The following is a 24,638-nucleotide window of genomic DNA, read 5'->3' as shown; positions in this document are numbered from 1 at the left end:
CGTACTGAATAAGTTATATTTTAGATTATGCACGCGCACGTGTAATTAAACGAATTGGCGTACCTTCAAAATCAAATGTATCACGAATTCTATTTTCTAAAAATCGCTCATAAGAGAAGTGCATTAATTCCGTTTCATTTACAAATACCACAAATGTTGGTGGTTGAATCGCCACTTGTGTTGCATAGTAGATACGTAAGCGACGACCTTTATCAGTTGGGGCTGGATTACGTGCAACCGCATCTTCAATCACTTCATTTAGAATAGATGATTGGATACGCATCGCGTGATTTTCACTTACGCGCTGTACAATCGGTAATATTTGATGTACTCGTTGTTTTGTATTTGCTGACACGAAAATAATCGGTGCATAGTCTAAAAATAAAAAGTGCTCACGGATTTGATGTGTAAATACATTCATCGTTTTGTCGTCTTTTTCAATGGTATCCCATTTGTTGACAACAATGATAATTGCTTTACCAGCTTCATGCGCATAGCCTGCAATTTTTTTATCCTGTTCTTGAATGCCTTCTTCAGCATTAAGAACAACTAAAACAACGTCAGAACGCTCAATAGCACGTAGCGCACGTAAAACAGAATATTTCTCTGTCGTTTCGTACACTTTCCCTTTTTTACGCATACCGGCCGTATCAATAATTACATATTCATTCCCATCGTATTCGTAAGGCGTATCAATAGCATCTCGCGTTGTACCCGCAATGTTACTTACAATGACACGATCTTGACCTAGGAACGCATTCACTAATGATGATTTCCCGACATTTGGACGACCAATTAAAGAGAATTTAATAACGTCATCTCCGTATTGGTTTTCATCTTCTTGTGGGAAGTGCTTTGCACACTCGTCTAATAAATCTCCTAAGCCCAATCCGTGGGAGCCTGAAATTGGCCAAGGTTCACCAAATCCAAGTGCATAGAAATCATAAATCATTTCACGCATATCTGGATTATCAATTTTATTAACTGCTAAAACGATCGGCTTTTTTGTTTTGTATAAAATTTTTGCAACTTGCTCATCTGCTGCTGTTACGCCTTCACGACCATTCGTCATAAAAATAATAACATCTGCTTCTTCAATAGCGATTTCAGCTTGTTGACGAATTTGTTCTAAAAACGGCTCGTCTCCAATTTCGATACCACCTGTATCAATAATATTAAAATCATGTGTTAACCACTCTGCCGAACTATAAATACGATCACGTGTTACTCCCGGAATATCTTCTACTATCGAGACACGTTCTCCAACGATACGATTAAAAATCGTCGACTTACCTACGTTCGGACGACCTACGATGGCTACTACTGGTTTCGTCATCTGTACTTCATCCTTCCAACTTCTTGTCTTTCGCTATTATACACGAAAAATGCCATTATATCATAACATATCCATCATGGAGAGTACTTTTTAGCTTTCTCTTTAATATAACCGTTATTTTTTGTTCCAAGCGTTTCCTTTTTAGCAGGCATGGCTCCAGCTTGTTTATCCTGTTGTGGCTTACGATATGCTGAACGGAAAGCCCCGCCCGCAGCGAAAATCAACGGAAACTAAATGAAAAAAACTTTAGATAAAATAAAGCGAGGATACGATTGTATGCTCGTTGCAGCTTGTCATGTCCAAGTAGCCAGCTTTTTCAAATTCATGGCAGCAAAAGTAAACATCGCTTGCATGGACAATTTTTTAAGGCCTCTTAAGGTTGTCCATCGCATACCATACTTTTCTTTTGCAGCAACAAAGACACGTTCAATCGTTTCTTTGCGCTTTGCATAAATTTGTTTGATGTCATCTGAATGTCGCAAATGTTCAGCTTCTTCCACGTATGTTTCCCATATATGTCGTTGAATAAGTTTTTGATGATTCTTGCATTCTGTACCTTGTGATAACAATGGGCACAAATTGACGGATTCGATTTATATACTTGGGCGACCTAAAGATGAATAGAGGTTTTCCACTAATGGATAGAAACGAAAAATCAAGCGCTGCCTCTAGATCCATCACCTCAAATAGATTATTTTATTGATAGTAGACTGTTAGCATTACATATCAAGTTGATTGAAGCGGAGGTCGGGCGAATCCTGCTCAGAACATACAGTACGTAAGACGCAACAGAGCGCGCGTTAGCGAGGGTTGCGGCTTACGGTGTGCCCGCGGAAAGCGCCCGTTCGTAGCGGAAATCAACGGCAGTAGTCATCACTTCTATATTATTTTTTTTAAAAAAAGGTTCTTACTATCGTCTTGACCATACTGTCCGGACTCGATTTATATTGGCATACTCTTCCTTCATTTATAGTAGACTGCTAGCAATACATATAAAGTTGATTGGAGTGGAGGTCGGGCGAATCCTGCTCAGAACATACAGTACGTAAGACGCAACAGAGCGCGCGTTAGCGAGGGTTGCGGCTTACGGTGTGCCCGCGGAAAGCGCCCGCCCGTAGCGGAAATCAACGGCAGTAGTCATCTATTTTTAATGTAAATGAAAAAAGACTGTAGACAAACTCGAAATTTTTCGAGTTTGTCTACAGTCTGAAGCGAGGATACGATTGTATCCTCGCAGTTTGTTATTATTTAAAGTTTTTCAGTTGGTCGCCAATTACATCACCAAGAGAGAAGCCTGTGTTTTCTTCTGGTAATTCATAGTCGATTACTTCTTCCGCCTCTGGATTTTCCAATAAATCTTTAATACTTAATGCAAGGCGCCCTTCGTCAACGTTGACATCTAGCACCTTCACTTGTACCTCTTGCGCTTCTTTCAACGCTTCATGAGGCGTGTTAATATGCTTATGCGCAATTTGTGAAATATGCACTAAACCTTCCACTCCAGGGAACACTTCTACAAAAGCACCGAATGACGTCAGGCGTTTTACTTTGCCTACAAGTACAGTGCCTTTCGCAGCACGCTCTTCAATATTCGACCAAGGTCCAGGAACTGTATCCTTAATCGATAACGAAATACGCTCATTCTCTGGGTCTACTGAAAGAACCTTAACTTTTACTTCTTGTCCTTCTGATAATACCTCACTGACATCACTCACATGCTCATGTGATACTTGTGAAATATGGACAAGTCCATCGATACCACCAAGATCAATAAATGCACCAAATGATGCTATACGTTGCACTTTACCATCTAATACATCGCCAGCTTTGATTTGATTAATAACATTTTTCTTCTGAGAGGCTTTCTCTGATTCTACTACTGCGCGATGTGATAAAATTAAGCGATTTTTTTCTTTATCAAGCTCGACAATTTTAAAACTTAGTACTTTCCCTTTATAATCTTCAAAATTATCGACAAAATAATCTTCTACTAGGGATGCTGGAACGAACCCACGTACTCCTAAATCTACAACAAGACCACCTTTAACAATATCCTTTACTTCCGCTTCGAAAATTTCTCCAGCAGCAAATTGTTGTTCTAGTGTATCCCATGCTTTTAAGGCATCTACTTTACGTTTTGATAATACATAGTTTTCTTCTTCAACCTTTGTAATCATCAATTCTAACTCATCCCCAACGGAGATAGCGTCAGACGCTTTTTCAATGTGTAAGCTCGATAATTCACTTATTGGTACGATACCGTCAAACGGTGCACCCGGAATTGAAACAGTTACTGCTTTTTCATCAACCTGCTCTGCAATACCTTTGACGATATCACCTTCGTTAAACGTTTGTTCTGCATAGTTCATTTCTTCAGACATATGTAACCCTCCTTCGCATCTTCCCTTACTATTTTATTCGATATTGAAGACAAAGACAAAAATAAATCCTTTAAATTCAAAAAATGTCTGAAATTTTAGGATTTATACCATTTTTTCTTGTGCTAATTTTAAAATGGCTTGCGCTGCGGCATCAATTGATAGCTCCGTTGTGTCTAAATAAATAGCATCCGCTGCTTGAATCAATGGTGAAGCTTCACGCTCACTATCCATTTTATCGCGTAAAGCAATATCTTCTTGGAGCTTTTCTATTGAAGACGCTATCCCACGTTTTTCATTGTCAATATAGCGGCGTCTTGCACGTTCTTCTACAGTAGCAGACATAAAAATTTTAAGTTCTGCATTTTTTAACACATGTGTAGCAATATCACGTCCATCCATGACAACACCACCATTTGCGGCAAGTTTTTGCTGCTGCGCTACTAACAATTCACGCACTTTGGCATGTGCTGCTACTTGCGAAACAGAAGATGTCACTTCATTGGAGCGAATTGCATCAGATACGTTTTCGCCATCTAAAAAAACAAGTTGACCTTGAGGAGAAGGCTTTAATTCAATTGAGCTAGCTGCTAACATTTCTGCTAATTTTGCTTCATCATCTAAATGTATGTTTTGTTGCATTGCTTTATACGTAACTGCTCGATACATTGCTCCCGTATCGATATACGTGAATCCTAGTGATTCTGCAACGATTTTCGCGATTGTACTTTTGCCAGCACCTGCAGGACCATCAATCGCAATTTGAATGTTTTTGTTCATTATGCTTCCCTACTTTCTTTCACACCATATTGTAACATACTAACAAAAAAAAGCCCTCTACAAGCAAGAGGGCTACTGTGAATTTAATCATCGAATGGATTTATTTCTTTACGGCGATTTAATAGCTGTCGTTCAAAGCAAAAACGTACGATATGTTGTTGATCAATATCATCCGTATCCGTTAATTGAATGGTAGCAATTGTCTTGTCATCTTTTTCAAATATTCGAACAACTGCTGCTTCTGTAACGACGTAATTTACATCACCATTGGCAAATGGTAAGGCAATCGTTAACTTAATGTCATCGTCATCTTTAAAGGCTACATCACCTTTTAAGATAAGTGCGAGTCCACCTGCACTTATATCCGTTGTTACTAGTTGGTATTTATAATCTTTAAATTGAACTGCCACATCGACAGGTGTCTCAACACGAACGTATTCACGACGTTGAATTTTGATAAACTCATCCTCTTGTGGGCAATGCAACATAATCATCGGTATATTGCCTGCTTTGCGTCCAATTACTTCTGTATTGAAGGCGTAGGATTGTTTATCTTCTGTTCGAAAGGTTGCTCTAAATTCTGAACCATCTATTAAAAAAGCTGTTTTTTTAGTTATTACATTTGTTGGATAATCAATGTAAATTATATTGTCTCTTTGTTCAACCACCTTACAGCGGAATTTTTCAATACGTTCTGTATAAGTAGGTTCAAGTTGTAGTAGTGTACCAATTTTTATTTCCATGAGCATCTCCCCGAACAATATATATACCTCTATTATTGCATGGGATGTAAATTTTGGCTATATGAACTGGGAGCTTTTTCTATACTTAAGTTAAATATTCTACTTTTAACACATTGTGATTTTCCGCATCCACTACAATTCGGAATGTTTCTTGCGCTTGTTCGTCTCGAACTGCAATAACTTCATAGCAAAGTCGTTGCTCGAATTGTCCGTTATCCGTATAAATATTTCTCACTTCTTCTACACGTACATTGTCATCAAAGAAAGTTTTCCAATCAATTGGAATGGCTTTTTGTGGTTTTATCGCTTCTTCTTGTATATATTCCATTGCATTTGCGCCAAGTAACTCACCATTATCTTTTGCGATTTTTAACTGAACGCCGTCTGCATAAATTAATGCATTATCACCAGGATTAACGCGTGCAAAAGTAACATGCCAAGCTAAATGGTTTTCACGTGACTCAACAAATGCAACATCTTTCATCTCAAGTCTCTTTAAATGTTCTTCCGCTTTTTTAATAATTTCCTCTTGTGACAACTTAGCCTCATCTACAGGACGTTCAACTAAATAAGATAGTAAATGTCCTCCCTTTTCAGTTAAGTCAACATAGCCTAAGCGAATACCTTGGTGGAACTGTATGTGGTAAAACGGATATGGTGCTGTATCACTACTTTTTGTTACAGTAAACGTAGCATCTTTAATAATTGGGAATAAATATTTTACTTTTTCTAAAGCTTCTTTTTCCGTAATGACTGAATCTTGTAATGCTTTTAAGTCTAATTTTTTCTGCCAATCTGATTCACTCAATGTAAGCGGGAAATCACTTTCGCCATAATCTTTTAATGTCTTCTTAATATTATCAAATCCTGTATTAGGATTTTTATTGTCTACTTGACGCATCCAGACATCCATATTTCCATCTTGTTTATAATAATCAACAGTTGCTGTTGTCCATTCGTCAGATAAAGCTTGTAAATTCGTAGAAATTTGTGGCATCTTTTCGCGCCAAGCTTCATAATCTCCGGACTTCGCTGTTTTTTTCGCTTCATCACCAAGTCTTCCTAAATACCCCAGCCACTGATTAGAAAGCTCTTGCCCAATTGGAATATTCGAAATAGATGAACGCACTTCAGAGCTTAGTCGCCAAATAGAATCGAGCTCACTGTGTATTGCCTGTTCATCCTTAAATAACAGGGACTGTGAAACGGATCTTTGTAAATACGATAATTTTTCTGAGGCATCCGTTAGTTTTTCTGTATACTGCGCATGCACTGTACGTTGTAAACTTTCTTTATCTCCATGTAAATCAATACTGTATGCTCCTAAACCGATAACTGCTATCGTTAAAATAACGAGCATTGTTCTCATCTATTTTCCTCCTTTCTTATGAACAGAAAATATGCTCACCTATTTGTTTTATTTGAGGACGAGACCAAATCCACTTACTTGTTGCTGTTTTAGGGTTAAAATAATACAATGCATTCTCTGACGGATCCCAGCCATTCATTGCATCGATAACCGCTTCTTTTGCACGCTGGTTCGGTTCTAGCCAAATTTGTCCATCCGCTACTGCTGTAAACGCTAAAGGTTGGAAAATAATACCTGAAATCGTATTAGGAAAATCAGGGCTTTCTAATCTATTTAAGATTACAGCCGCTACGGCTACTTGGCCTTCATATGGTTCTCCCCTAGCTTCTCCGTAAACTGCATTGGCGATTAGCTGTAAATCACGTTCCGTATACTTTGGTGGAATTTGTGTATCGGTCCCATTACTATTACTACTACCAGTGCTTTCATTATTTGCTGTACCACCACCAGTATTCCCAGCATTCCCAGTATTCCCAGTACTTTTCACCTGTTGATCAAGTGGAACGCCACCATAATAGGTAAACTGATTGCCAGCTTTTAATTGCGCTTTCACCCAGTTTTCATCATAATCTGAATATCCTGCTAACGCTTTTTTCGTCTTTGTGCCTGCTATTCCATCTACTGGTATTCCATATTTTTCTTGGAAATTTCGTAATGCCCAGTAAGTGTTGTAGCCAAATTTCCCGTCAATTTTACTTTTATAAAATCCTAAGTATTGTAGTCTAGCCTGTAGCTCAATGACGTCATCTCCATAAGCACCACGGGTAATTTGTTGATCGCTAAACGCTGTTGCGTTGTTTTGTGGTATTGAGACTATACTAATCGCAAGTAGGAAAGCAAAAAGTATACTTATTAAACGCACAATCATCACTCCTTTTTTTATAGCTTGAAACAAACAGCACTTTTTATACATGTATAAAATAGAAAAAACGTAGAAATCATTTTTAGATTCCTACGCTTTCATATTTTTTTATGCATATGCAAATGTTGGATAAGATGATAATGTGCAAGCTTTACTTTACGTAAACCAAACCACCATAAAAATAGCATAAACGGTATCATTAAATATACCCAATGTCCTTTAAATGATAATATTGTATTGTATAAAATGTGTAATACTACGGGTGCGCAAATGGCCATCGCAATCATTTCTTTCGTCTTTGCATGCTTTGAAAACTTTGCACGACCATAATAATAGCCCATTACTACTCCAAACAGAGCGTGACTCGATACGGGTAATAATGCTCGCATGAATGCTGTATTCAAACCGAAAGAAAATAAATACAATACATTTTCAATCGTAGCAAACCCTAGAGATATACTTGCACCATACAATATGCCATCATAAGGATCATCAAATTCTACATGATTGTAGATAGCTATTAACAGAACAAACCATTTAAAAAACTCTTCAATGACACTTGAAAATAGTACATCTTGTAAATAAAGATATTGAAAAACCCCTTCTTCTGTTAATACATACTGTAAAAACAAGATAGGGAATGTTAAAAAAGCACCATACAAAAACGTTTGAAGTAAAGTTTTTCTTGGCTCCGTTGCCATTTGATTGCGCAAATAGAAGTAACTAAAAAGCGCTAGACCTGGAGCAATGGCAGCTGATAAAAGAATGATCATGTTGCCGGCTCCTTTCAACAGTAGACTGATAACATTATACCATGTAATGACAAAAATTTTTAAAAAGGAGATTTATTTTTTATGAGAAAAACAATTTTATTAATTCATACTGGCGGAACGATTTCCATGGCAATGAGTGAAGAGGGTGCGGTCATGCCAAACAAGGAAAATCCACTAATAAAAGAAAGTAAAAAATTAGATACACTTGCATCTATTAAGGAAGTGGAGGCATTTAATCTTCCTTCACCACATATTACACCAAAAGAAATGCTTAGTTTACGTAATTTAATTATGGAAAAAACTTCAACTGAACAATTTGATGGTGTCGTTATTACACACGGCACGGATACATTAGAAGAAACAGCATATTTCTTAGAGTTGACAACCAATTTATCCATTCCCATTGTCTTGACAGGTGCGATGCGTTCCTCTAATGAGTTAGGTGCAGATGGCATCTACAATTTAGTTGAAGCAGTTCGCGTAGCTGTAGATGACGAAGCCCGGGACAAAGGAGTACTCGTAGTAATGAACGACGAAGTCCATCTAGCAGTCAATACTACAAAAACGAGTACTAGTTCTGTCAATACGTTTCAATCGCCACAATACGGTCCAATCGGACTTATTACAAAATCGCGCATTTTGTTTCATCATGCCCCGATTCGCCGCCAATATGTAGACATACAGGGCTTAGCGAAACGAGTAGCCATGCTGAAAGTTTATGCAGGGATGGAGGTAGATTTACTCGACGTTGTCCTCGCCTGTCAATATGACGGTGTTGTACTTGAAGGACTTGGACAAGGAAATGTTCCACCAACGGTTGTAAAGGGCATTGAAAGTCTATTGGAACGCGGTATCCCTGTTGTGCTTGTATCCCGTTGCTTCAATGGCATTGCTGAAGGCGTATATGGTTACGTTGGTGGTGGTAAAATGCTAGAAGACTTAGGCGCAATTTTTGCGACAGGCATTAACGGACAAAAAGCACGATTAAAATTGCTAATTGGTTTAAATAAAGAAGGAAATCCATTGGACTTAAAGGAATTTTTCCAGTAAGTCCAATGAATTTCTCGTAAACGCCACTAAAAACAGGTGAATCGCCACTAAATCATGTCATAACGCCAATAAAACAAGCTAAATCGCCATTAAATCGAGAGAAACCGCTCATAAAGACGGCAGCTCGCCGATAAATCATTATTTAATATTAATAAAACATTGCAACTTATTCATCTACTGTTTGCTCATAATAAGTTAACAGATCATGTAAGCGACTTAGTGCTAACTCAAAATCAGGTTGGATTACTGACAACTGTATAAAATTTCGGTTGCGTAAATATTCACTATCTCCATGGACAAATAATCCGTTTAATTTTAAATCGGTTGATAAATTAGTGAGTTTCCTTGGGCATTGTATTGTCAAAATCATTGGATACGCTGTAGTTGCTAAGCGATAGTCCATAAATGGTAGCTGCAACAGCGCTTCATAGTGCTGTTGTAGCTGACAATAGCGAGCTGGATATGCTTGTAAAGCATTTACTACATTACCAATAAGCACTGCTGGTAACGTAGAGGGAATCACACCTTGCTGATAATTAGCTAAATCCAAGTAAGCAGGTATAGTAGAGGAAGGCTCCACAAGTTGTTGTGAAAATACAAATGACAAGCCACTAAGTGCCCCAATCGCTTTACCACTCACCGCTGTAGCTAAGTAGCATTCAGCTAATGAAAATGGCATTGCCCCAAATGAGCTAATACAATCAACACATAGCTTTAAATTATAGCGCTTAACTAATTGTAAAATGCCTTCTAAATCATTACATGTACCTGTTGAAGTTTCCCCGTGCACCATTAGTAGCCATTGATAGGAACCCGTTTGTAATAAAGCCTCCAATGACTGTAAATCAAATGCGCTTCCCCACTCTTGTGTAACGACGTCAAAATCTAATGACCATCGCTCAGCCTGCTTGTGAAGGCGTTCTCCAAATTCCCCATTCGTTAAAATAAGTCCATGACCCACTTTTTGTGCCTTGAGTTGTCCGAGCATCACCTCATTCGCTAATGTCCCTGTTCCTACTAATGTAGCGATATGGGCGGCATTTGATAATTCGAGAAGCTTGCTGCGCATACGTTCATATAGTGATTGAAAAGCTTGAGATCGGTGTGACATCTCAGAATACATAATAGCTCCTTGCTGTTTAACTGGCCCTGGGTAAAAGGTAAAACTTTCTTGTGCAAGTTTTTGTTGTAAGGATTGTTCGAATTGTTGCCTCGTTAATACCATTGGTAAAAACATAGCTTCAGCTGTACCTACTGCTGGTGCGAATTGGGTAAAGCCCATTTGCTTATACAGTTTTTCCTCACGCGTAGTACCCGAAATGACAGCTGCTGAGTAGCCTTTTTCATAAGCAAAAGCATTCAACGCCTGTGTCAATCTTAATAATACCCGTCCTGTACGATATTGCTTTTTCACTGCAAGTAAGCGAATTTCACAAAGCTTTGTACAAATTTCCTTTGGTAAATACTGCTCCACTTCACCAATTTTTTCATCAATTGAAAACGGTCGTTGATCTCGAAAGGCTAACATGCCAATAAGCTCAGTTCCTTTATAAACAACTAAATACGTATTTTCTTGATGGAAACGGTCTACTTTTCTTTTCATCGTATTTGGTTCATGCTGTGGAATTTCTTCAACAAAGGTTTCATAATTCAACTGCGCGATCGCATCAAATTCCTTTTCTGTCTGTGCGACTTTACACCAGTACATAAAATCACTTCCCTCTTCTTAAAGACTCCTTAATATTGGATGTATGATTAATCAACATACAAATAATTGCAGCTAGCATCGGTATGTATAGCGGTAATTGACCTGTTAGTACAATTGCTCCAATGTAAAACACAAAGCCACCCAGCATGCCAAGTGTAAGGCTTCTTGTTACACTAAACACAATTGCTGTGCCGACAATCATCAAGGAAAATATAGTCGGTGATAAGGCAAGCCCAACTCCTATAAATGTTGCCACGCCCTTGCCCCCATTAAATTTCAGCCAAATGGGATACATATGTCCGAGTATAACGAGACAGCCTCCTACAATAATTGCCCACTGTTCCAGATGCCAAATACTTCCTAGTAACACAACGAGAACACCTTTTAATGAATCCCCCAAAAATGTCCACATAAATGCAGCCTTACCTATTACACTCCCTGCATTTCGTGCACCTAGGTTTTTACTGCGTTCCTCTTGCAAATTGACACCATATACTTTTCCAACGAAAAAAGCAGTCAAAAAGTTTCCAATAAAATAGCTAATTATCCAATATAACCAAGTCATTTTCCCCCACCTTTTATAGCCTCTATTCTAAAAGAAGCTGTATAAGCAGTCACGCCTATACAGCTTCTTATATTATCTTCTTTCTGCAATTGTTTGTGCGATACAATCACCATGGAAGCGTCCATTTTCAATAAAAATTTCATTGGCATTATTGCCTGCTGCGATGACCCCAGCAATAAATAGCCCTGCTACATTTGTCTCCATTGTGTCAGGTTGACAATATGGTCGACCTGTTTCCTCATCAATTGTAACACCCATCGCTCGAATAAATGAATGGTCTGGGTGATAGCCTGTCATAGCAAAAACAAAGTCATTTTTTAATACTTCTTGACGACCGTCAATATTTACTACAACTTCATGCTCTCGAATTTCTACTACATTTGTATTAAAGTGCATTGTGACTTCCCCACTACGTACAACCCCGTCAAATTCAGGTAAAACCCACGGCTTAACGCTTGGAGAATATTCACTACCACGATACACAACTGTGACACGGGCTCCAGCCTTGTTCAATTCTAATGCTGCATCTACAGCTGAATTTTTCCCGCCGATTACAAGGACATCAGTATCAAAAAATTCATGTCCTTCTTTAAAGTAATGGTAAACTTTCGGTAATTCCTCACCAGGAATATCCATATAGTTAGGATGGTCGTAGTAACCTGTTGCTACTACAACATATGGAGTTTCATATACATCCTTATCGGTCGTTACCGTAAAAATCTCTCCATTTTTCATAACACTTCCGACTTTTTCAAAACGGTTAACTTGAATATTTTTCAAGCGCACTACTTCACGATAATAAACAAGTGCTTGATTTCGCTTTGGCTTGCGCCCCTCAATAATGAACGGTACGTCACCAATGGCTAAACGTTCACTCGTACTAAAGAAAGTTTGATGTGTTGGATAATTATAAATGGCATTTACGATATTTCCTTTTTCAATGACAATCGGTCGTAAACCAATTTTTTGTAAAGATATTGCTGCCGCTAAACCACAAGGGCCTCCTCCAACAATTATTGCATCAACTTGTTGCATTGTTTGACACTCCTATCAAATAGGCATCTGCGTATTAAACACAGATGCTTCGCTTTCATGCAGATTACATACTCATTTTTGGCATCTACATTTTAAAAAATAACTCTCGTCTATATTATACGCCTTCTACGCAATATTGGTTGTTTATTTACCCGAAATTTCAATGTCAATTATATGGCATTCAGGTTTCGCTCCTAAACGGAATGGCAATAGCGTTGTGCCATAGCCGTTACTCACAAGTGTCATCACACCGTCCCGTTCTCGATAGGAACCAAGCGGATGAACACCATACGGTCCAACTCTTATTTGACCACCGTGCAAATGTCCACCGATCATTAAGTCAGCTCTAAATTTCGCACGCACTCTGGCAAAGACACCAGGATTATGTGAAATAAAAACGACTAAATCATCCTCGCAAACTTTTTCAAAAGCGGCATCAAAACTATATTTCATCGTAGAAGTATCTTCAATAGCGCTTAGCCATAATCGATTCTTTTTAGGTAATAAGACAGCATCATTGGCAATAATTTCGACACTGTGTTGTTGTAAAATATCCCGAAATTGCTCCTCGCCTACTTCTCTATCATTATTCCCCCAAATAAAATAAGTCGGTCCTAACGGTGTCAATAAATCGAGATTGTCATGGATACGTTGAATAGGAGTGCGCCCATCTGCAAAATCTCCACCAATTATTACCGCATCAAATGTACCTTTTAATCGTTCTATCATTGGACGATTAATTTTTCGCAAATGCGTATCTGAAATAAAAAATAGTCGAATCTTTTCTTGTTCACCTTTGAGTGATAATTGATGATGCAACACATTATTTTCGTGCGCGACCTTCCACATATAGAGTAGGAAGGCGATAACTATTAAAAGAAATAGTCCAATATATATCATTCCCTCACTTCTCCTTATGACAGCAAAAAGGCGATTCATTATGCTGTAGAATCGCCTTTCTGCTAATCAGACGTTTGCCTCAACCATTCATTGGTGTTGACGTTTGTCCTTTATTTTATACTAGAAAAACAACATTGCCAAAGAATGACACCATTTTTCTTACGGTAGTTTAATGACTTGCCCAACAAATACAGTGTCATTAGGCATACCGTTCGCCGCTCGGATTTTCGCTAATGTTGCTTCACTACCATCACCGTAGTAATTTAATGCAATACGATATAGGTTTTCATTTGCTTTAACTGTATGTGTTTTCGCTTTTGCAGCATTTTGCTTTTCTTGTTCTGCTTTACGTGCTTGCTCAGCTTTTTTCGCTTCTTCTGCTTTTTTTGCTGCCTCAGCCTGTTGCTGTGCCAATTTAGCTTCCTCGGCTTTTTTCGCCTCTTCAGCTTTTTTCGCTTCTTCAGCAGCCTTTTGTTGTTCAGCTAACTTTTCAGCGTCTTTTTGTGCCTGTTCTTTGGCTTGGTCGTTTGCTTTAGCATCTTTGTCTTTATCAGATGATGTGGATGCTTCCGCTTTACTACCAGTCTTATCAATTTCTACAACAGAATCCAGCGTATCCTTTTCGGCTTCTTCAATTGTTTTACCAGGATCATAGAATTGCACGAAATAAATTAATATAGTTAATGGAATTAAAATAAATGTAACAAAAAGTATCGTCATTAACGGTGATTTACGTTTTGTATTTTTCGGCTTTTTGTTATTGCTTCCATTTTTATTCATTCTTGAAACTCTCGATAGATTTTGCTGTTCTTGTTGTTCTTCTTCAAATGACTGACGATGTTCTTCGATTTTATCACGATAGTCTTCTTTACTCATTCGACTTTCCTCCAACCTTGCTACGCATTCTTCTATCATTCTATTATGACGAATTTTGCGAAAAAAGTAAATGACCGTCAATTATAGTCTAATCGCTTAATAAAAGCTGTTTTAATCGACTTTCCCATGCAATCATGTCTACTTTTTTCTCTTCCTTAACGCGTACTATATTGATTTCATCATAATAGATTCCACAATTTTCACAACAGTTTTCAGGTTTTTTCTGCAATTTTTGCCCAAAATACCCGACAAGCTGCTCGCGAATACAGCCTTTTGTCTGAGTAATTTTTAACATTTCATCAACCGCCTGATATTTTTCAAGTGCAAAATAATTAAGTCGCGCTTTCACTTCCTGAACAGATTCCTGATGGTACCAGTAATCTAGCACACGAAAGGCAGTTTCACTCAACTCACCATTTTTCAACATTTGCGATGGCTCGATATGTTGTATTACAAGCTCTTGATAACGGTCGACATGACTTGCTGACGGCAAATCGCCTGTTACAACAAATTTCGCAAGCTCTTCGTCACCATCACTATAAAGTAAAATTGCAAGAGCTGGTTTTCCATCACGACCTGCGCGTCCTATTTCTTGCATATAATTAGCGACATTGGCTGGCATTGTTTCATGGATCACTTGTCGAATATTTGCCTTATTGATGCCCATACCAAAAGCATTTGTCGCCACAATCCAATCTAACTCTCCATCAATAAATTGCTGTTGAATAAATTGACGATCCTCTGCACTATACCCCGCATGATAGGCTGCTGCCCGAATACCTGCTTGCATGAATGTTTCACAATACTGCTCTGCACGCTTACGTGATGACATATACAAAATACCCGGTCCAGCTGTTTTTTTGACATGTTCTAAAATCCATCGTGCCTTATCAGCCCTATCCTCAAATCCAACACGCCCAAGATGAATATTAGGACGATCGACGTTATACATAAATTGAAACGGGGCGTTCAGCGACAGTGTCGTATGAATATCCTTTACTACTTTTTGCGTTGCAGTCGCTGACAAAGCTAACACTGGCGGGCGATTGTTTCGCGAAAACCAGTCACCAATTCGCAAATAATCTGGACGAAAATCAAATCCCCACTGCGATATACAATGCGCTTCATCAACGACAATGAGACTTAATGACATTTTCGCGAGTTTTTCCTGCACCTGTTGTTGCAAAAGCATTTCTGGTGACGTAAAAATAAAGCGATACTGTTCTAAAAAATGGAGTGCATATCGTTTTTCATCTGCTGCTAAAAATGAATTTAATGCTACTACTCTTTTTTCGCCAAAGCGTTTAAGTTGCTCTACCTGGTCCTGCATTAAAGACAATAAAGGTGACACGATTAACACTGGCTTTTGCAATATATATGCTGGCAGTTGATAGCACAGTGATTTACCCATGCCAGTTGGCAATAACGCAATTACATCTTTTCCATCAAGAATTGCTTCAATTACTTCCTTTTGACCTGGTCGGAATGTTGTATAGCCAAAGTGCTTAGCTAATGTTTGCTCTAGTTCCATTTATACTTCCCCTTTCGCGAGGACAAGTCTCAGCTGGAAATAACTCAAATCTTTTACTACTTCATGCAATGCCTTTAATTTTTTTGTTTGGTATTGCTTGGAAGCCTGCCAAACTTTTTCCGCTTCTTCATATGAGACGAATGGGCCAATCGAAAAGTTCGGTTCATTCATCGCTAACTCTACTAAATGATCCTCAATCGTACTTTGTTTCAATTTTCTTATTTGTACAATTTGTTCAATTGAATATCCTTGTTCATATAAAATGGCAGTTTGCTGTGCAGAATCAGTCAGCAACGCTTTAACCCGAAGTTCCTCAACCATTTGGCCAAGTAACGGGTAATTATTTGTTGCATGCACTTCATTCATTAATGTATGTAGTAATTCGATAAATGCTAATTGACTATCAAGCACAGTTTCCTTACGTTCACTAGAAAGCTGCTGCCATGTCCAACCAGGTAAACTATGGCCACTTAATCGATAAAGAACAAGTTGTTTATTATTATCTGATACAGGTAAGGTAGCTAATACACGAAGACACTCTTCAAGTAGTTGTTTTTGCAATTTTCCTGATTGATACTGATAGTCCTGCAAAAACTTACGTACCCATGACTGAACTTGGGCATCCTTACTAATAGGAGAAAATGAACGAATCCCCTCTTTTTGATAAGACAGACTTTGGACGACTAAAGAAAGACGAGCAAAAAATACATGCTCATTTCCTCGATAATGCCAGCCGTCAAATAAAAAAGCAGATGTTTGCTCTGCTCGCTGTAAACCGAGCTTTTTCATGGAATAATGACCAGAATCCTGCATACTTAACCAACTATATTGCAAAAAGGTTGCTACAGCCTCGTCAAATATCGCACGTGGTAGCTTTGGGAGTAATCCAAAAAAGTTATGTAGCTGAAACAGTCCAACATCTTGAATTGTCTGACCTGAACGCTTTCCTCTAAGGATATGATAAGCCGCAGAAACTGTTCGTTCATTATTAAGTTTTTGAAAGATTTGCAATAAAATTTGATAAAACATTGAAGCAAATTCCTCCAATTTAATAGTATTAGGTTGAAATGTAAGTTAAACATCTTTAAAATGAGTATGAAGCTTTGTAGGACCATCGTAAAAGGAGAGAAAGAAATGGCTAAATACACAATTGTTGATAAAGATACATGCATCGCTTGTGGCGCATGCGGAGCCGCAGCACCCGATATTTATGATTATGATGATGAAGGAATTGCCTTCGTTATTTTAGATGATAACATGGGAACTGCTGAAGTTCCAGAAGATCTACTAGAAGACATGCAAGACGCTTTTGAAGGTTGCCCAACAGATTCTATCAAAGTGGCTGAAGAACCTTTTGATGGCGACTCTTTAAAATTCGAATAGTAAAACATCATTACTAAATAAAGGCATCCTTCATTGGATGCTTCAGCTTGTCAACAAAAGGGATTAAGAATAGAAATCTTAATCCCTTTTGTTATTTTTATAGTAAAAAATGGGTCTTACTTTCGTTCTTGCCATACGCTTCGAGCATCCCCTCTCTATGAAGCTATTTGCCATGTCCAAGTTGCCATTATAGTAGACTGTTAGCAATACATATAAAGTTGATTGGAGCGGAGGGCGGGCGACTCCTGCGGGAACGCACAAAACGTAAGACGCAACAGACCGCGCGTTAGCGAGGGTTGCGGCTTACGATGTGCCCGCGGAAAGCGACCGCCCGTAGCGGAAATCAACGGCAGTAGACCTCTAAATTTATTTAATGATTAGAGCAGACGACTATCATATATAATCATAAGTGCGATAATCGTACTGTATTTTCACTTTTTCCTTTGAAAAAGCGTGTTGACACTAGTTGATTGGAGCGGAGGGCGGGCGACTCCTGCGGGAACAGCGCAAAACGTAAGACGCAACAAACCGCGCGTTAGCGAGGGTTGCGGCTTACGGTGTGCCCGCGGAAAGCGCCCGCCCGTAGCGGAAATCAATGGCAGTAGTCATCACTTCTATATTAATTTTTTTAAAAAAGGGTTCTTACTATCGTTTTGACCATACTGTCTGAACTCGATTTATATTGGCGATACCCTTCCTTCGTTTATAGTAGACTGTTAGCAATACATATAAAGTTGATTGGAGCGGAGGGCGGGCGACTCCTGCGGGAACAGCACAGTACGTAAGATGCAACAGACCGCGCGTTAGCGAGGGTTGCGGCTTACGATGTGCCCGCGGAAAGCGACCGCCCATAGCGGAAATCAACGGCAGTAGTCATCCCTATATTAGTTTTAAACAAAAAGGCATCCAATGAAGGATGCCTTTTTGTTTGAGTTTTATTTGTATTTTGGTATTAAGATAAAAAGTGGGTATATGTAATTTTAAATGAAATTGTAAGCTCTTTTCATCTTGTTATTGCAACCATAATTTATGTATGATAAGATTTTAGTAGTTGGTACTAATAACAGATATTATTTCGTAAAGGGGTTCTTATAAATGATGGACAATTTATTACAATTAAAAGATAAAAACATTGTCGTAATGGGTGTTGCAAACGACCGCAGTATTGCTTGGGGTATTGCAAAACGTTTATTTGACGTAGGTGCAAATGTTATTTTCACGTATCGCCAAGAACGTTCATTAAAAAAATTACAAAAGCAACTTGAAAACTACGGCCAAGCAGATGCATTTGTCGTACAATGTGACGTTAATAGTGATGAAAGCACAAAAGCAGCCTTCGATACAATCGGTGCAAAAGTTGGCGTTATCCACGGTATTGTTCACTCTGTAGCATTTGCCAATGCAGAAGACTTACACAATCGCTTTTTAGAAACAACACGCGATGGCTATGCATTCGCTCAAGATACAAGTGCGTACTCGCTTATTTCAACTGCAAAAGCAGCACACCCGTACATGACAGAAGGTGGCTCTATTGTAACGATGAGTTATTTAGGCGCTGAACGCGTACTTGATGGCTATAACGTAATGGGTGTTGCCAAAGCTGCATTAGAAGCGTCAATGCGCTACTTAGCTGCTGATATTGGTCAAGACAATATCCGTGTAAATGCAATTTCTGCTGGTGCTATTCGTACACTTGCGGCAAAAGGTGTTCCTTCATTCAATACGATTTTACACAAAATCGAAGAAACAGCGCCGTTAAAACGCAATGTTCAACAAGATGAAGTAGCTGATATGACAATCGTAATGTTATCTCACCTATCACGTGGGGTAACTGGCGAAACAATCTACATCGATGCTGGCTACAATATTATGGGTTAATAAAAGACAAAAAGTGTGAGATTGACCACAATCAATCTCACACTTTTTCTGTTGCATCCGTTGATGTCCGCTACAGCGCGTGCGTTCCCGCAGGAGTCACTCACCTCCGCTACCATCAACTAGTATTCTCTTGTAATTTTATTTACTACTAAAGATAGAAATTATATGCCGATTTTCCGCATTTCCTCTAGAATCTTTTCCATTTTGTCTTCAATATTTGTGTCAGTAAGTCGGTTAAAGTGTACCTCATCAACTATTTTTCCGTCACACATAAACAGTATACGATCTGTCCTTGCTGCAATCTTTGGATCATGCGTTACAAGCAGCACCGCTGTCCCTTCTGCATTAATTTCAGTAATGATGTCCATTATTTCCTGTGCTGATTTTGAATTAAGCGCACCAGTCGGCTCATCACCAAAAATAATTTTAGGATTGCTTATTAGTGCGCGGCAAATACCTGCACGTTGTAGCTGTCCTCCCGAAACTTGTGTAATATCACGTTTTTCAAGATCGCTTATACCTACCTTTTTCATAAGCGCTCTTGCTTTTTTTGTAATCTTATCAACTCTTTTTCTGTTATCTCGCATTGAAGGAAGTATGATATTATCCATAATATTTAAGTTTTTAAGTAAAGTCGGCTGCTGAAAAACAAACCCCATTTTTGTTCTCCGTAAATCGGCTAGCTCCTGTTCACTAAGTATTGACAAATCCATTCCATCAAAAGACACCTTTCCAGTGTCAATGCTATCCATTCCACTTACTGCATACATAAGTGTAGATTTCCCTGAGCCAGATGGACCCATAATGGCAACGAATTCCCCCTCGTTGATTTCAACGGACACACCATTGAGAACATTGTGCTTTTTTTCTCCTGCACCGAAAGATTTTACAATATTGTCTCCGATAATCATTTTTTTCATAAACTACTCCTTTATATTTTCGGATATTTTTATTTTCCCAGCCCCAGAAGTACTAATAATTGTTGCAATTAGTACCGAGCATGCCATCAGGAGCGGACAAAGTAAGTACGCCGCTAACGGATTGACCGAAAATGTAAATGACGAAGCCCCAAAAGAAGAGATAACCGCGCCTGCTAGTAATCCTCCGAGCGTGTTAGCAAGAACTGTACCAACAACAATTCCAATCATTAGAACGAATAATGAACGGGCGGCATACTGTGACGTAATATTTGAATTTGTAAAACCTAACGCTTTCATTACAGCAATAGAGTATCTATCCTTTACGATAAGCATTTTCATAAACAATATCGTAACTAATACAGTAATAAATAGCGCCACGGCAATTGCGGCACGTGAAGCCTTTCCAACTGCATCCATTGTTGAGCCGAAAGTTTGTAAGACGTAATCATTAATGTCTGAAACTTTTGCATAGGTAAAGCGATTTGTATACTCAATCATTCTACTATCCAGCACAGCTTTATCGGAAAATTCCACGCTAATAACACTCCACATCATGTCTGTAGAATTATCATTAAATATAGCCTTTGCGGTTTTTCCACCGTTTGTAATATCGGAATAAATGCCGCTTATCGTGAAATTTTGCTCCTTTCCTGCAATGATAAGTATCATACTATCGCCTATTTTTTTACTAAGCTCATCGGCATTTAACTCTGAAAGTGCAATTTCATTTTGTGAAACGGGTGCCCTCCCAGTTGAATATTTTATTGGAAAGATCGAATGGTCACCAAGTTCGATTTTTATATTCCGCTCTGTTCCTTCTTCCATTTTTACTTTAAATGTTTTTGTCGAAAGAACAGTATGCTTTGAAATGGTACTGTCGTTGTTTATGGTATATAAAATTTGTTCAGTTTTTTGAGAAATATTATCAGTCTGCTGAATGTCAATACGCATATCGTAGTTTCCAATACCCATATACTTGATGAAGTTATTTGAGGAAATCGTGTTGTAAAGGTTTAGTGGAACAATCATGATAAATGCCGAAATTACAAGCACTGTTAGCATTGTGGCGTAAAGTCTTTTTCTTGACAGTACATCTTTAATGCCAAGAAAAATATTTGTGTTAAAGAGACGGTTGCTGCTCAAGTAAAACCTCCTTGTAGCACCATTTTTTTCTTGGGAAATGCCATGGCGTATTGCTTCAGCAGCGGAAATTTTACGAAAGCGTTTCAACACCCCATTTACATAAGCAATAATTGCAAAAAATACAATAACTATACCAATTATTCCGAAAAGCGATGCAAGAGAAGAATTGTCGCTTTCCCCCATATAAAGCCTGATATTTTCAAGAAGCATGTTTTTGAACAATAAGGAACATACATAGCCGATAACACTACCTGCCAACGCAATGGCTGCATATTTTGCAAGATATATCTTCTTTATGTCTGAGACTGGTAATCCGATTGCCTTCATAACACCAATCTCGCGGTAGTCTACTTCGATTTTCGCAAGGAGGGTGAAACGAATGCACATAAATGCAATGGCTACGACTAGTACACTTATAAGAAGTATGATTGCTATCATCATCCCGTCTGAAAGTGCATTAATCGTTTTAAACAATGGAAATGTTATCGTCGGTCCATTCGCTTCAAGTCCAGCGGAAGCATAGGCGTTTTCAAATTCGCCGAGAGACGATAAATCCTTTAATCTAAACTCAATTAAATATTCCGTACGGCCAAAATCTTTTATGCCTGCATAATCATTTTTACTAATAAGAAATCTCTTCGAAGAGGAGAGCATGGAATTCATCTGTGAATCTCTTAGAAATCCTGCAACAGTGAATGATTGCCCACTTATCGCCGCAATGTCCCCGACCTTTACATTGTTTTCCTTCATATAACGTAATGGAACATAAAGCTCACCATCAGATGCGTTGATAATATTCCCATCAAGATCCAACAGGTAATCGAATTTCTCACTTTGAATGCTAAAACCATTATCCTGAACATTATTTACTAACGAACTATTGCCTAAAATAATTTGCGAGCCGTCAATATTAAGAAACTCAAGCACTTGAAAATCTTGGACGTTACTATGCTGTTCAGCAAATCCTTTAAGTCGTACTGTATTAATATCACCTACATGCATTTGCATAAAATGCGGGGTTTTCGCCTGCTTCATAAGTGTATCTAACGCCCCCGAAAGATTTACAACAAGTATCGCTGATAGCGCAACAAGCATAGCCGCGACCGCAACAAATATCATTGTTGTTAGCGAAATTAGTTTGCTATTTGAAATATCATTGCGGATTATTCTGTAATACATACGTCACCTCTGTTCGAGATTTTTAACAGATTGAAAAACATACCCCCACCAACTAGCCTTCCTGACCTAAGAAAAAAGGAATTTCCTGATAAACAGCCGAATTAATCTGTATTTTTCTCAACTCGGCTGCCTCCTTTTCCACTGTCAAACATCCTCATCATGTGCATAAGACTTCCACTTTCAACTCCTAAAAGTCGTTCGACGTTAAATATTAATGCTTGTATTCGACCGGCGAACTCAACATTCGTCAAATTGACCATCGCACCATCAAAAACAGTATTGGTATATGCAACAATCATTTCCATACACTCATACGGATATGGCGTATGAAATAGTCCTTGCTCAATACCTTCACGAATAATCCCCGTTAATACTGGTGGAACCTCGTTAACTATAACTTTTTGTATTTTCTGATGCATAAGAGCATTCTGTGGCTTATGCATATGCTCTATTACTTCTTTGCCGTTACCGTCACTAATATTCAATGCCATGACAACGCCTATAATACGCTCATAGACGGATATATTCTTATCTGCAGCAATTTTTTTGGCAGATTCTAAAATTTGCACCGTATAGCGTTCAATCAACGCATCCATAATATCCTCTTTCGACTTAAAGTGATAATACAGCGTACCCCGTGCAATACCTACTTTTTCTAGAATTTCGTTTGTACTTGTGCTATCAAAACCTTTTTGACCGAAAAGCTTATCAGCTACATCCAGTATTTCGTTTCGACGCTCTTCAGCTTCTTTTCGCATTTCTTCCCCCTTACTGACCGACTGTCTGTCTATACCATTTTATGGTACAACTTTCCATTTTGTCAATAATATATGCTAAATATTGTTTTCGAGGGGATAAAAAATCACCCCCTCTCTACGAACAGTTAGAGCTGAGGTGATTGTTCAATTTTCCGTCATATGAAAAATAAAATGGTTCTATCAACTTAATACTTCACTTTACTAAGTCGATAATTAACCGTTGTTTCGCAATGACGCTCTTTAATACAAATGTTAGCACACAAGCAATGACTAAAAATACTGTTATCATTGCGATTACGCCTACCCAGCCGAAGTGCATCCAAAACACACCCCCTGCGGTTCCACCCACACTCGAGCCAAAATAATAAAAAAATAAATACAGTGATGATGCTTGTGCCTTATCATGAGTGGCACGTTTGCTTACCCAGCCACTCGCTATTGAATGGGCCGCAAAAAATCCAAATGTAAAAACTGTAATACCTAATATTTTTAACGAAAGAAGACCTTGTAATGTAATAATTGCACCTGCAAGCATAATAGCAATTGCTAACAATAACATTTTTTGACGCCCAAACCGATCGGCCAAACTGCCAAACCATGCCGAGCTAAATGTCCCTACTAAATAAATAACGAATATCCACCCGACAATGGTGGCACTTAAATTATATGGTGGTGCCATTAATTTAAAACCAATATAGTTGTAAAGTGTCACAAAACTTCCCATTAACACAAAGCTGATACCAAATAAACAAAGCATAGATGGATCCTTTAAATGCTGAATAAGTGATTTTGTTAGCGCCTTTATTTGTAACGGCCGTGCCGTAAAATTTTTGGAATTCGGTAGCATCCATATAAATAACACACTTATCATCAAACTAATTATACCAAGCACAATCATGCCAACTTGCCAGTTATACAAGTCTGTCAACGTACCTATAATGACACGACCACTTAGCCCCCCTACAGAATTGCCGCTTATGTAAAGCCCCATCGCAACGCCTAAACTAGTCGGAGCAATTTCCTCACCTAAATAAGCCATAGCAATAGCTGGTAGCCCAGCAAACACAACCCCTTGAATAACACGCAATACTAATATAGTTTCAAAGTTTGGTGAAAAAGCTAGTGCTAACGTTAAAGCAGATGCTGCAAATATAGATATTGTCATTAACGACTTTCTTCCCCAAGCTTCAGATAACGAGCCGACAATTATCATACTAATCGATAGTGCCAATGTAGTTACCGATAATGACAAACTTGCAACTGCTGGTGAGACATGAAACTCTTCGGCAAACGTCGGTAGTAACGGTTGCGATACATATAAGTTCGCAAAGGTAATAAACCCTGCTAAAAATAAAGCCCAATTTGCTCTGTTAAATGCTTTTGTTCCCTTCTCTATATAGTCCATCTCTATCTCCTTCCAGTGACGAGTCCTATCTATCTATTATTCTAATACAACATTCTGTAAAAAACA

The 24,638-nt window shown here is 38.4% G+C and carries 21 protein-coding genes and 1 pseudogene; 3 read left to right on the top strand and 19 right to left on the bottom strand.

All coding sequences use genetic code 11. The features are described from left to right. Window positions 1-25 precede the first annotated feature (25 nt). The 8 genes and pseudogenes from der to prsW all read right to left on the bottom strand — a co-directional run bounded on the left by der (window position 26) and on the right by prsW (window position 8,241). Entirely contained in the window at window positions 26-1,336 is a 1,311-nt protein-coding gene (gene der / locus ACQKNX_RS01460; RefSeq protein ID WP_427427243.1) for a ribosome biogenesis GTPase Der, read from the bottom strand. Window positions 1,337-1,629: 293 nt separating this feature from the next. After that, window positions 1,630-1,911 (bottom strand): annotated as a pseudogene (locus ACQKNX_RS01455) (transposase); the annotation flags it as partial. 669 nt (window positions 1,912-2,580) lie between these two features. Continuing rightward, window positions 2,581-3,717 carry a 30S ribosomal protein S1 gene (gene rpsA / locus ACQKNX_RS01450; RefSeq protein WP_427427242.1) on the bottom strand — a complete coding sequence of 379 codons (1,137 nt, stop codon included), beginning with the start codon at window positions 3,715-3,717 and terminating at the stop codon, window positions 2,581-2,583. Between the two features lie 102 nt (window positions 3,718-3,819). Next, the gene (gene cmk, locus ACQKNX_RS01445; protein ID WP_340825223.1) at window positions 3,820-4,494 is read right to left on the bottom strand and encodes a (d)CMP kinase; all 675 of its coding nucleotides are present in this window, start codon (window positions 4,492-4,494) and stop codon (window positions 3,820-3,822) included. Between the two features lie 83 nt (window positions 4,495-4,577). Further along, window positions 4,578-5,237, bottom strand: a complete 660-nt coding sequence (locus tag ACQKNX_RS01440; protein ID WP_427427241.1) for a flagellar brake protein — start codon at window positions 5,235-5,237, stop codon at window positions 4,578-4,580. 85 nt (window positions 5,238-5,322) lie between these two features. Next, window positions 5,323-6,606 carry a PepSY1/2 domain-containing protein gene (locus ACQKNX_RS01435; protein ID WP_427427240.1) on the bottom strand — a complete coding sequence of 428 codons (1,284 nt, stop codon included), beginning with the start codon at window positions 6,604-6,606 and terminating at the stop codon, window positions 5,323-5,325. 16 nt (window positions 6,607-6,622) lie between these two features. After that, window positions 6,623-7,468, bottom strand: a complete 846-nt coding sequence (gene sleB / locus ACQKNX_RS01430; RefSeq protein ID WP_427427239.1) for a spore cortex-lytic enzyme — start codon at window positions 7,466-7,468, stop codon at window positions 6,623-6,625. Between the two features lie 98 nt (window positions 7,469-7,566). Next, complete coding sequence (gene prsW, locus ACQKNX_RS01425) at window positions 7,567-8,241, bottom strand: glutamic-type intramembrane protease PrsW (protein WP_173478441.1); 675 nt, start codon at window positions 8,239-8,241, stop codon at window positions 7,567-7,569. Between the two features lie 81 nt (window positions 8,242-8,322). Between prsW and ACQKNX_RS01420 the strand changes: the two genes are divergently transcribed. Then, window positions 8,323-9,291, top strand: coding sequence for an asparaginase (locus ACQKNX_RS01420; protein WP_173478440.1), 969 nt, complete (start codon window positions 8,323-8,325; stop codon window positions 9,289-9,291). A gap of 166 nt (window positions 9,292-9,457) precedes the next feature. Here ACQKNX_RS01420 and ACQKNX_RS01415 read toward each other — a convergent pair whose 3' ends face one another. From ACQKNX_RS01415 to ACQKNX_RS01385, 7 genes are all read right to left on the bottom strand, one after another. Further along, window positions 9,458-10,999: an aminotransferase class V-fold PLP-dependent enzyme gene (locus tag ACQKNX_RS01415; protein WP_427427238.1), complete on the bottom strand. Its 1,542-nt coding sequence runs from the start codon at window positions 10,997-10,999 to the stop codon at window positions 9,458-9,460. A gap of 4 nt (window positions 11,000-11,003) precedes the next feature. Next, window positions 11,004-11,564 (bottom strand): glycerol-3-phosphate acyltransferase, encoded by a 561-nt coding sequence (locus tag ACQKNX_RS01410; RefSeq protein WP_427427237.1) that lies wholly within the window; start codon window positions 11,562-11,564, stop codon window positions 11,004-11,006. A gap of 72 nt (window positions 11,565-11,636) precedes the next feature. Further along, a complete protein-coding gene (locus ACQKNX_RS01405) occupies window positions 11,637-12,599 on the bottom strand; it encodes a YpdA family putative bacillithiol disulfide reductase (protein ID WP_427427236.1) in 963 nt (320 codons plus the stop codon). Window positions 12,600-12,743: 144 nt separating this feature from the next. After that, the gene (locus ACQKNX_RS01400; protein ID WP_427427235.1) at window positions 12,744-13,499 is read right to left on the bottom strand and encodes a metallophosphoesterase; all 756 of its coding nucleotides are present in this window, start codon (window positions 13,497-13,499) and stop codon (window positions 12,744-12,746) included. Window positions 13,500-13,658: 159 nt separating this feature from the next. Then, window positions 13,659-14,375, bottom strand: coding sequence for a LysM peptidoglycan-binding domain-containing protein (locus tag ACQKNX_RS01395; protein ID WP_340825236.1), 717 nt, complete (start codon window positions 14,373-14,375; stop codon window positions 13,659-13,661). An 88-nt stretch (window positions 14,376-14,463) separates the two neighbouring features. Then, window positions 14,464-15,906 (bottom strand): RecQ family ATP-dependent DNA helicase, encoded by a 1,443-nt coding sequence (locus tag ACQKNX_RS01390; protein ID WP_427427234.1) that lies wholly within the window; start codon window positions 15,904-15,906, stop codon window positions 14,464-14,466. Further along, window positions 15,907-16,935: a helix-turn-helix domain-containing protein gene (locus ACQKNX_RS01385; protein WP_427427233.1), complete on the bottom strand. Its 1,029-nt coding sequence runs from the start codon at window positions 16,933-16,935 to the stop codon at window positions 15,907-15,909. Window positions 16,936-17,040: 105 nt separating this feature from the next. Here ACQKNX_RS01385 and ACQKNX_RS01380 point away from each other — a divergent pair, with 105 nt between their 5' ends. Beyond that, window positions 17,041-17,289 carry a ferredoxin gene (locus tag ACQKNX_RS01380; protein ID WP_173478432.1) on the top strand — a complete coding sequence of 83 codons (249 nt, stop codon included), beginning with the start codon at window positions 17,041-17,043 and terminating at the stop codon, window positions 17,287-17,289. A gap of 1,095 nt (window positions 17,290-18,384) precedes the next feature. Beyond that, complete coding sequence (locus ACQKNX_RS01375; protein WP_401008326.1) at window positions 18,385-19,167, top strand: enoyl-ACP reductase FabI; 783 nt, start codon at window positions 18,385-18,387, stop codon at window positions 19,165-19,167. Between the two features lie 161 nt (window positions 19,168-19,328). Here ACQKNX_RS01375 and ACQKNX_RS01370 read toward each other — a convergent pair whose 3' ends face one another. The 4 genes from ACQKNX_RS01370 to ACQKNX_RS01355 all read right to left on the bottom strand — a co-directional run bounded on the left by ACQKNX_RS01370 (window position 19,329) and on the right by ACQKNX_RS01355 (window position 24,572). Continuing rightward, the gene (locus ACQKNX_RS01370) at window positions 19,329-20,087 is read right to left on the bottom strand and encodes an ABC transporter ATP-binding protein (protein ID WP_427427232.1); all 759 of its coding nucleotides are present in this window, start codon (window positions 20,085-20,087) and stop codon (window positions 19,329-19,331) included. A gap of 3 nt (window positions 20,088-20,090) precedes the next feature. After that, the gene (locus ACQKNX_RS01365; RefSeq protein ID WP_427427231.1) at window positions 20,091-22,409 is read right to left on the bottom strand and encodes an ABC transporter permease; all 2,319 of its coding nucleotides are present in this window, start codon (window positions 22,407-22,409) and stop codon (window positions 20,091-20,093) included. A 101-nt stretch (window positions 22,410-22,510) separates the two neighbouring features. Next, the gene (locus tag ACQKNX_RS01360) at window positions 22,511-23,167 is read right to left on the bottom strand and encodes a TetR/AcrR family transcriptional regulator (RefSeq protein ID WP_427427230.1); all 657 of its coding nucleotides are present in this window, start codon (window positions 23,165-23,167) and stop codon (window positions 22,511-22,513) included. Between the two features lie 193 nt (window positions 23,168-23,360). Next, the gene (locus ACQKNX_RS01355; RefSeq protein ID WP_427427229.1) at window positions 23,361-24,572 is read right to left on the bottom strand and encodes an MFS transporter; all 1,212 of its coding nucleotides are present in this window, start codon (window positions 24,570-24,572) and stop codon (window positions 23,361-23,363) included. Window positions 24,573-24,638: the final 66 nt, after the last annotated feature.

Origin of the sequence: Lysinibacillus sp. NPDC093712 (assembly GCF_050280025.1) — a bacterium.
GTDB lineage: Bacteria > Bacillota > Bacilli > Bacillales_A > Planococcaceae > Lysinibacillus.
The sequence above is the reverse complement of the archived record's forward strand: the minus strand, read 5'-3'. Positions and strand labels throughout refer to the sequence as shown.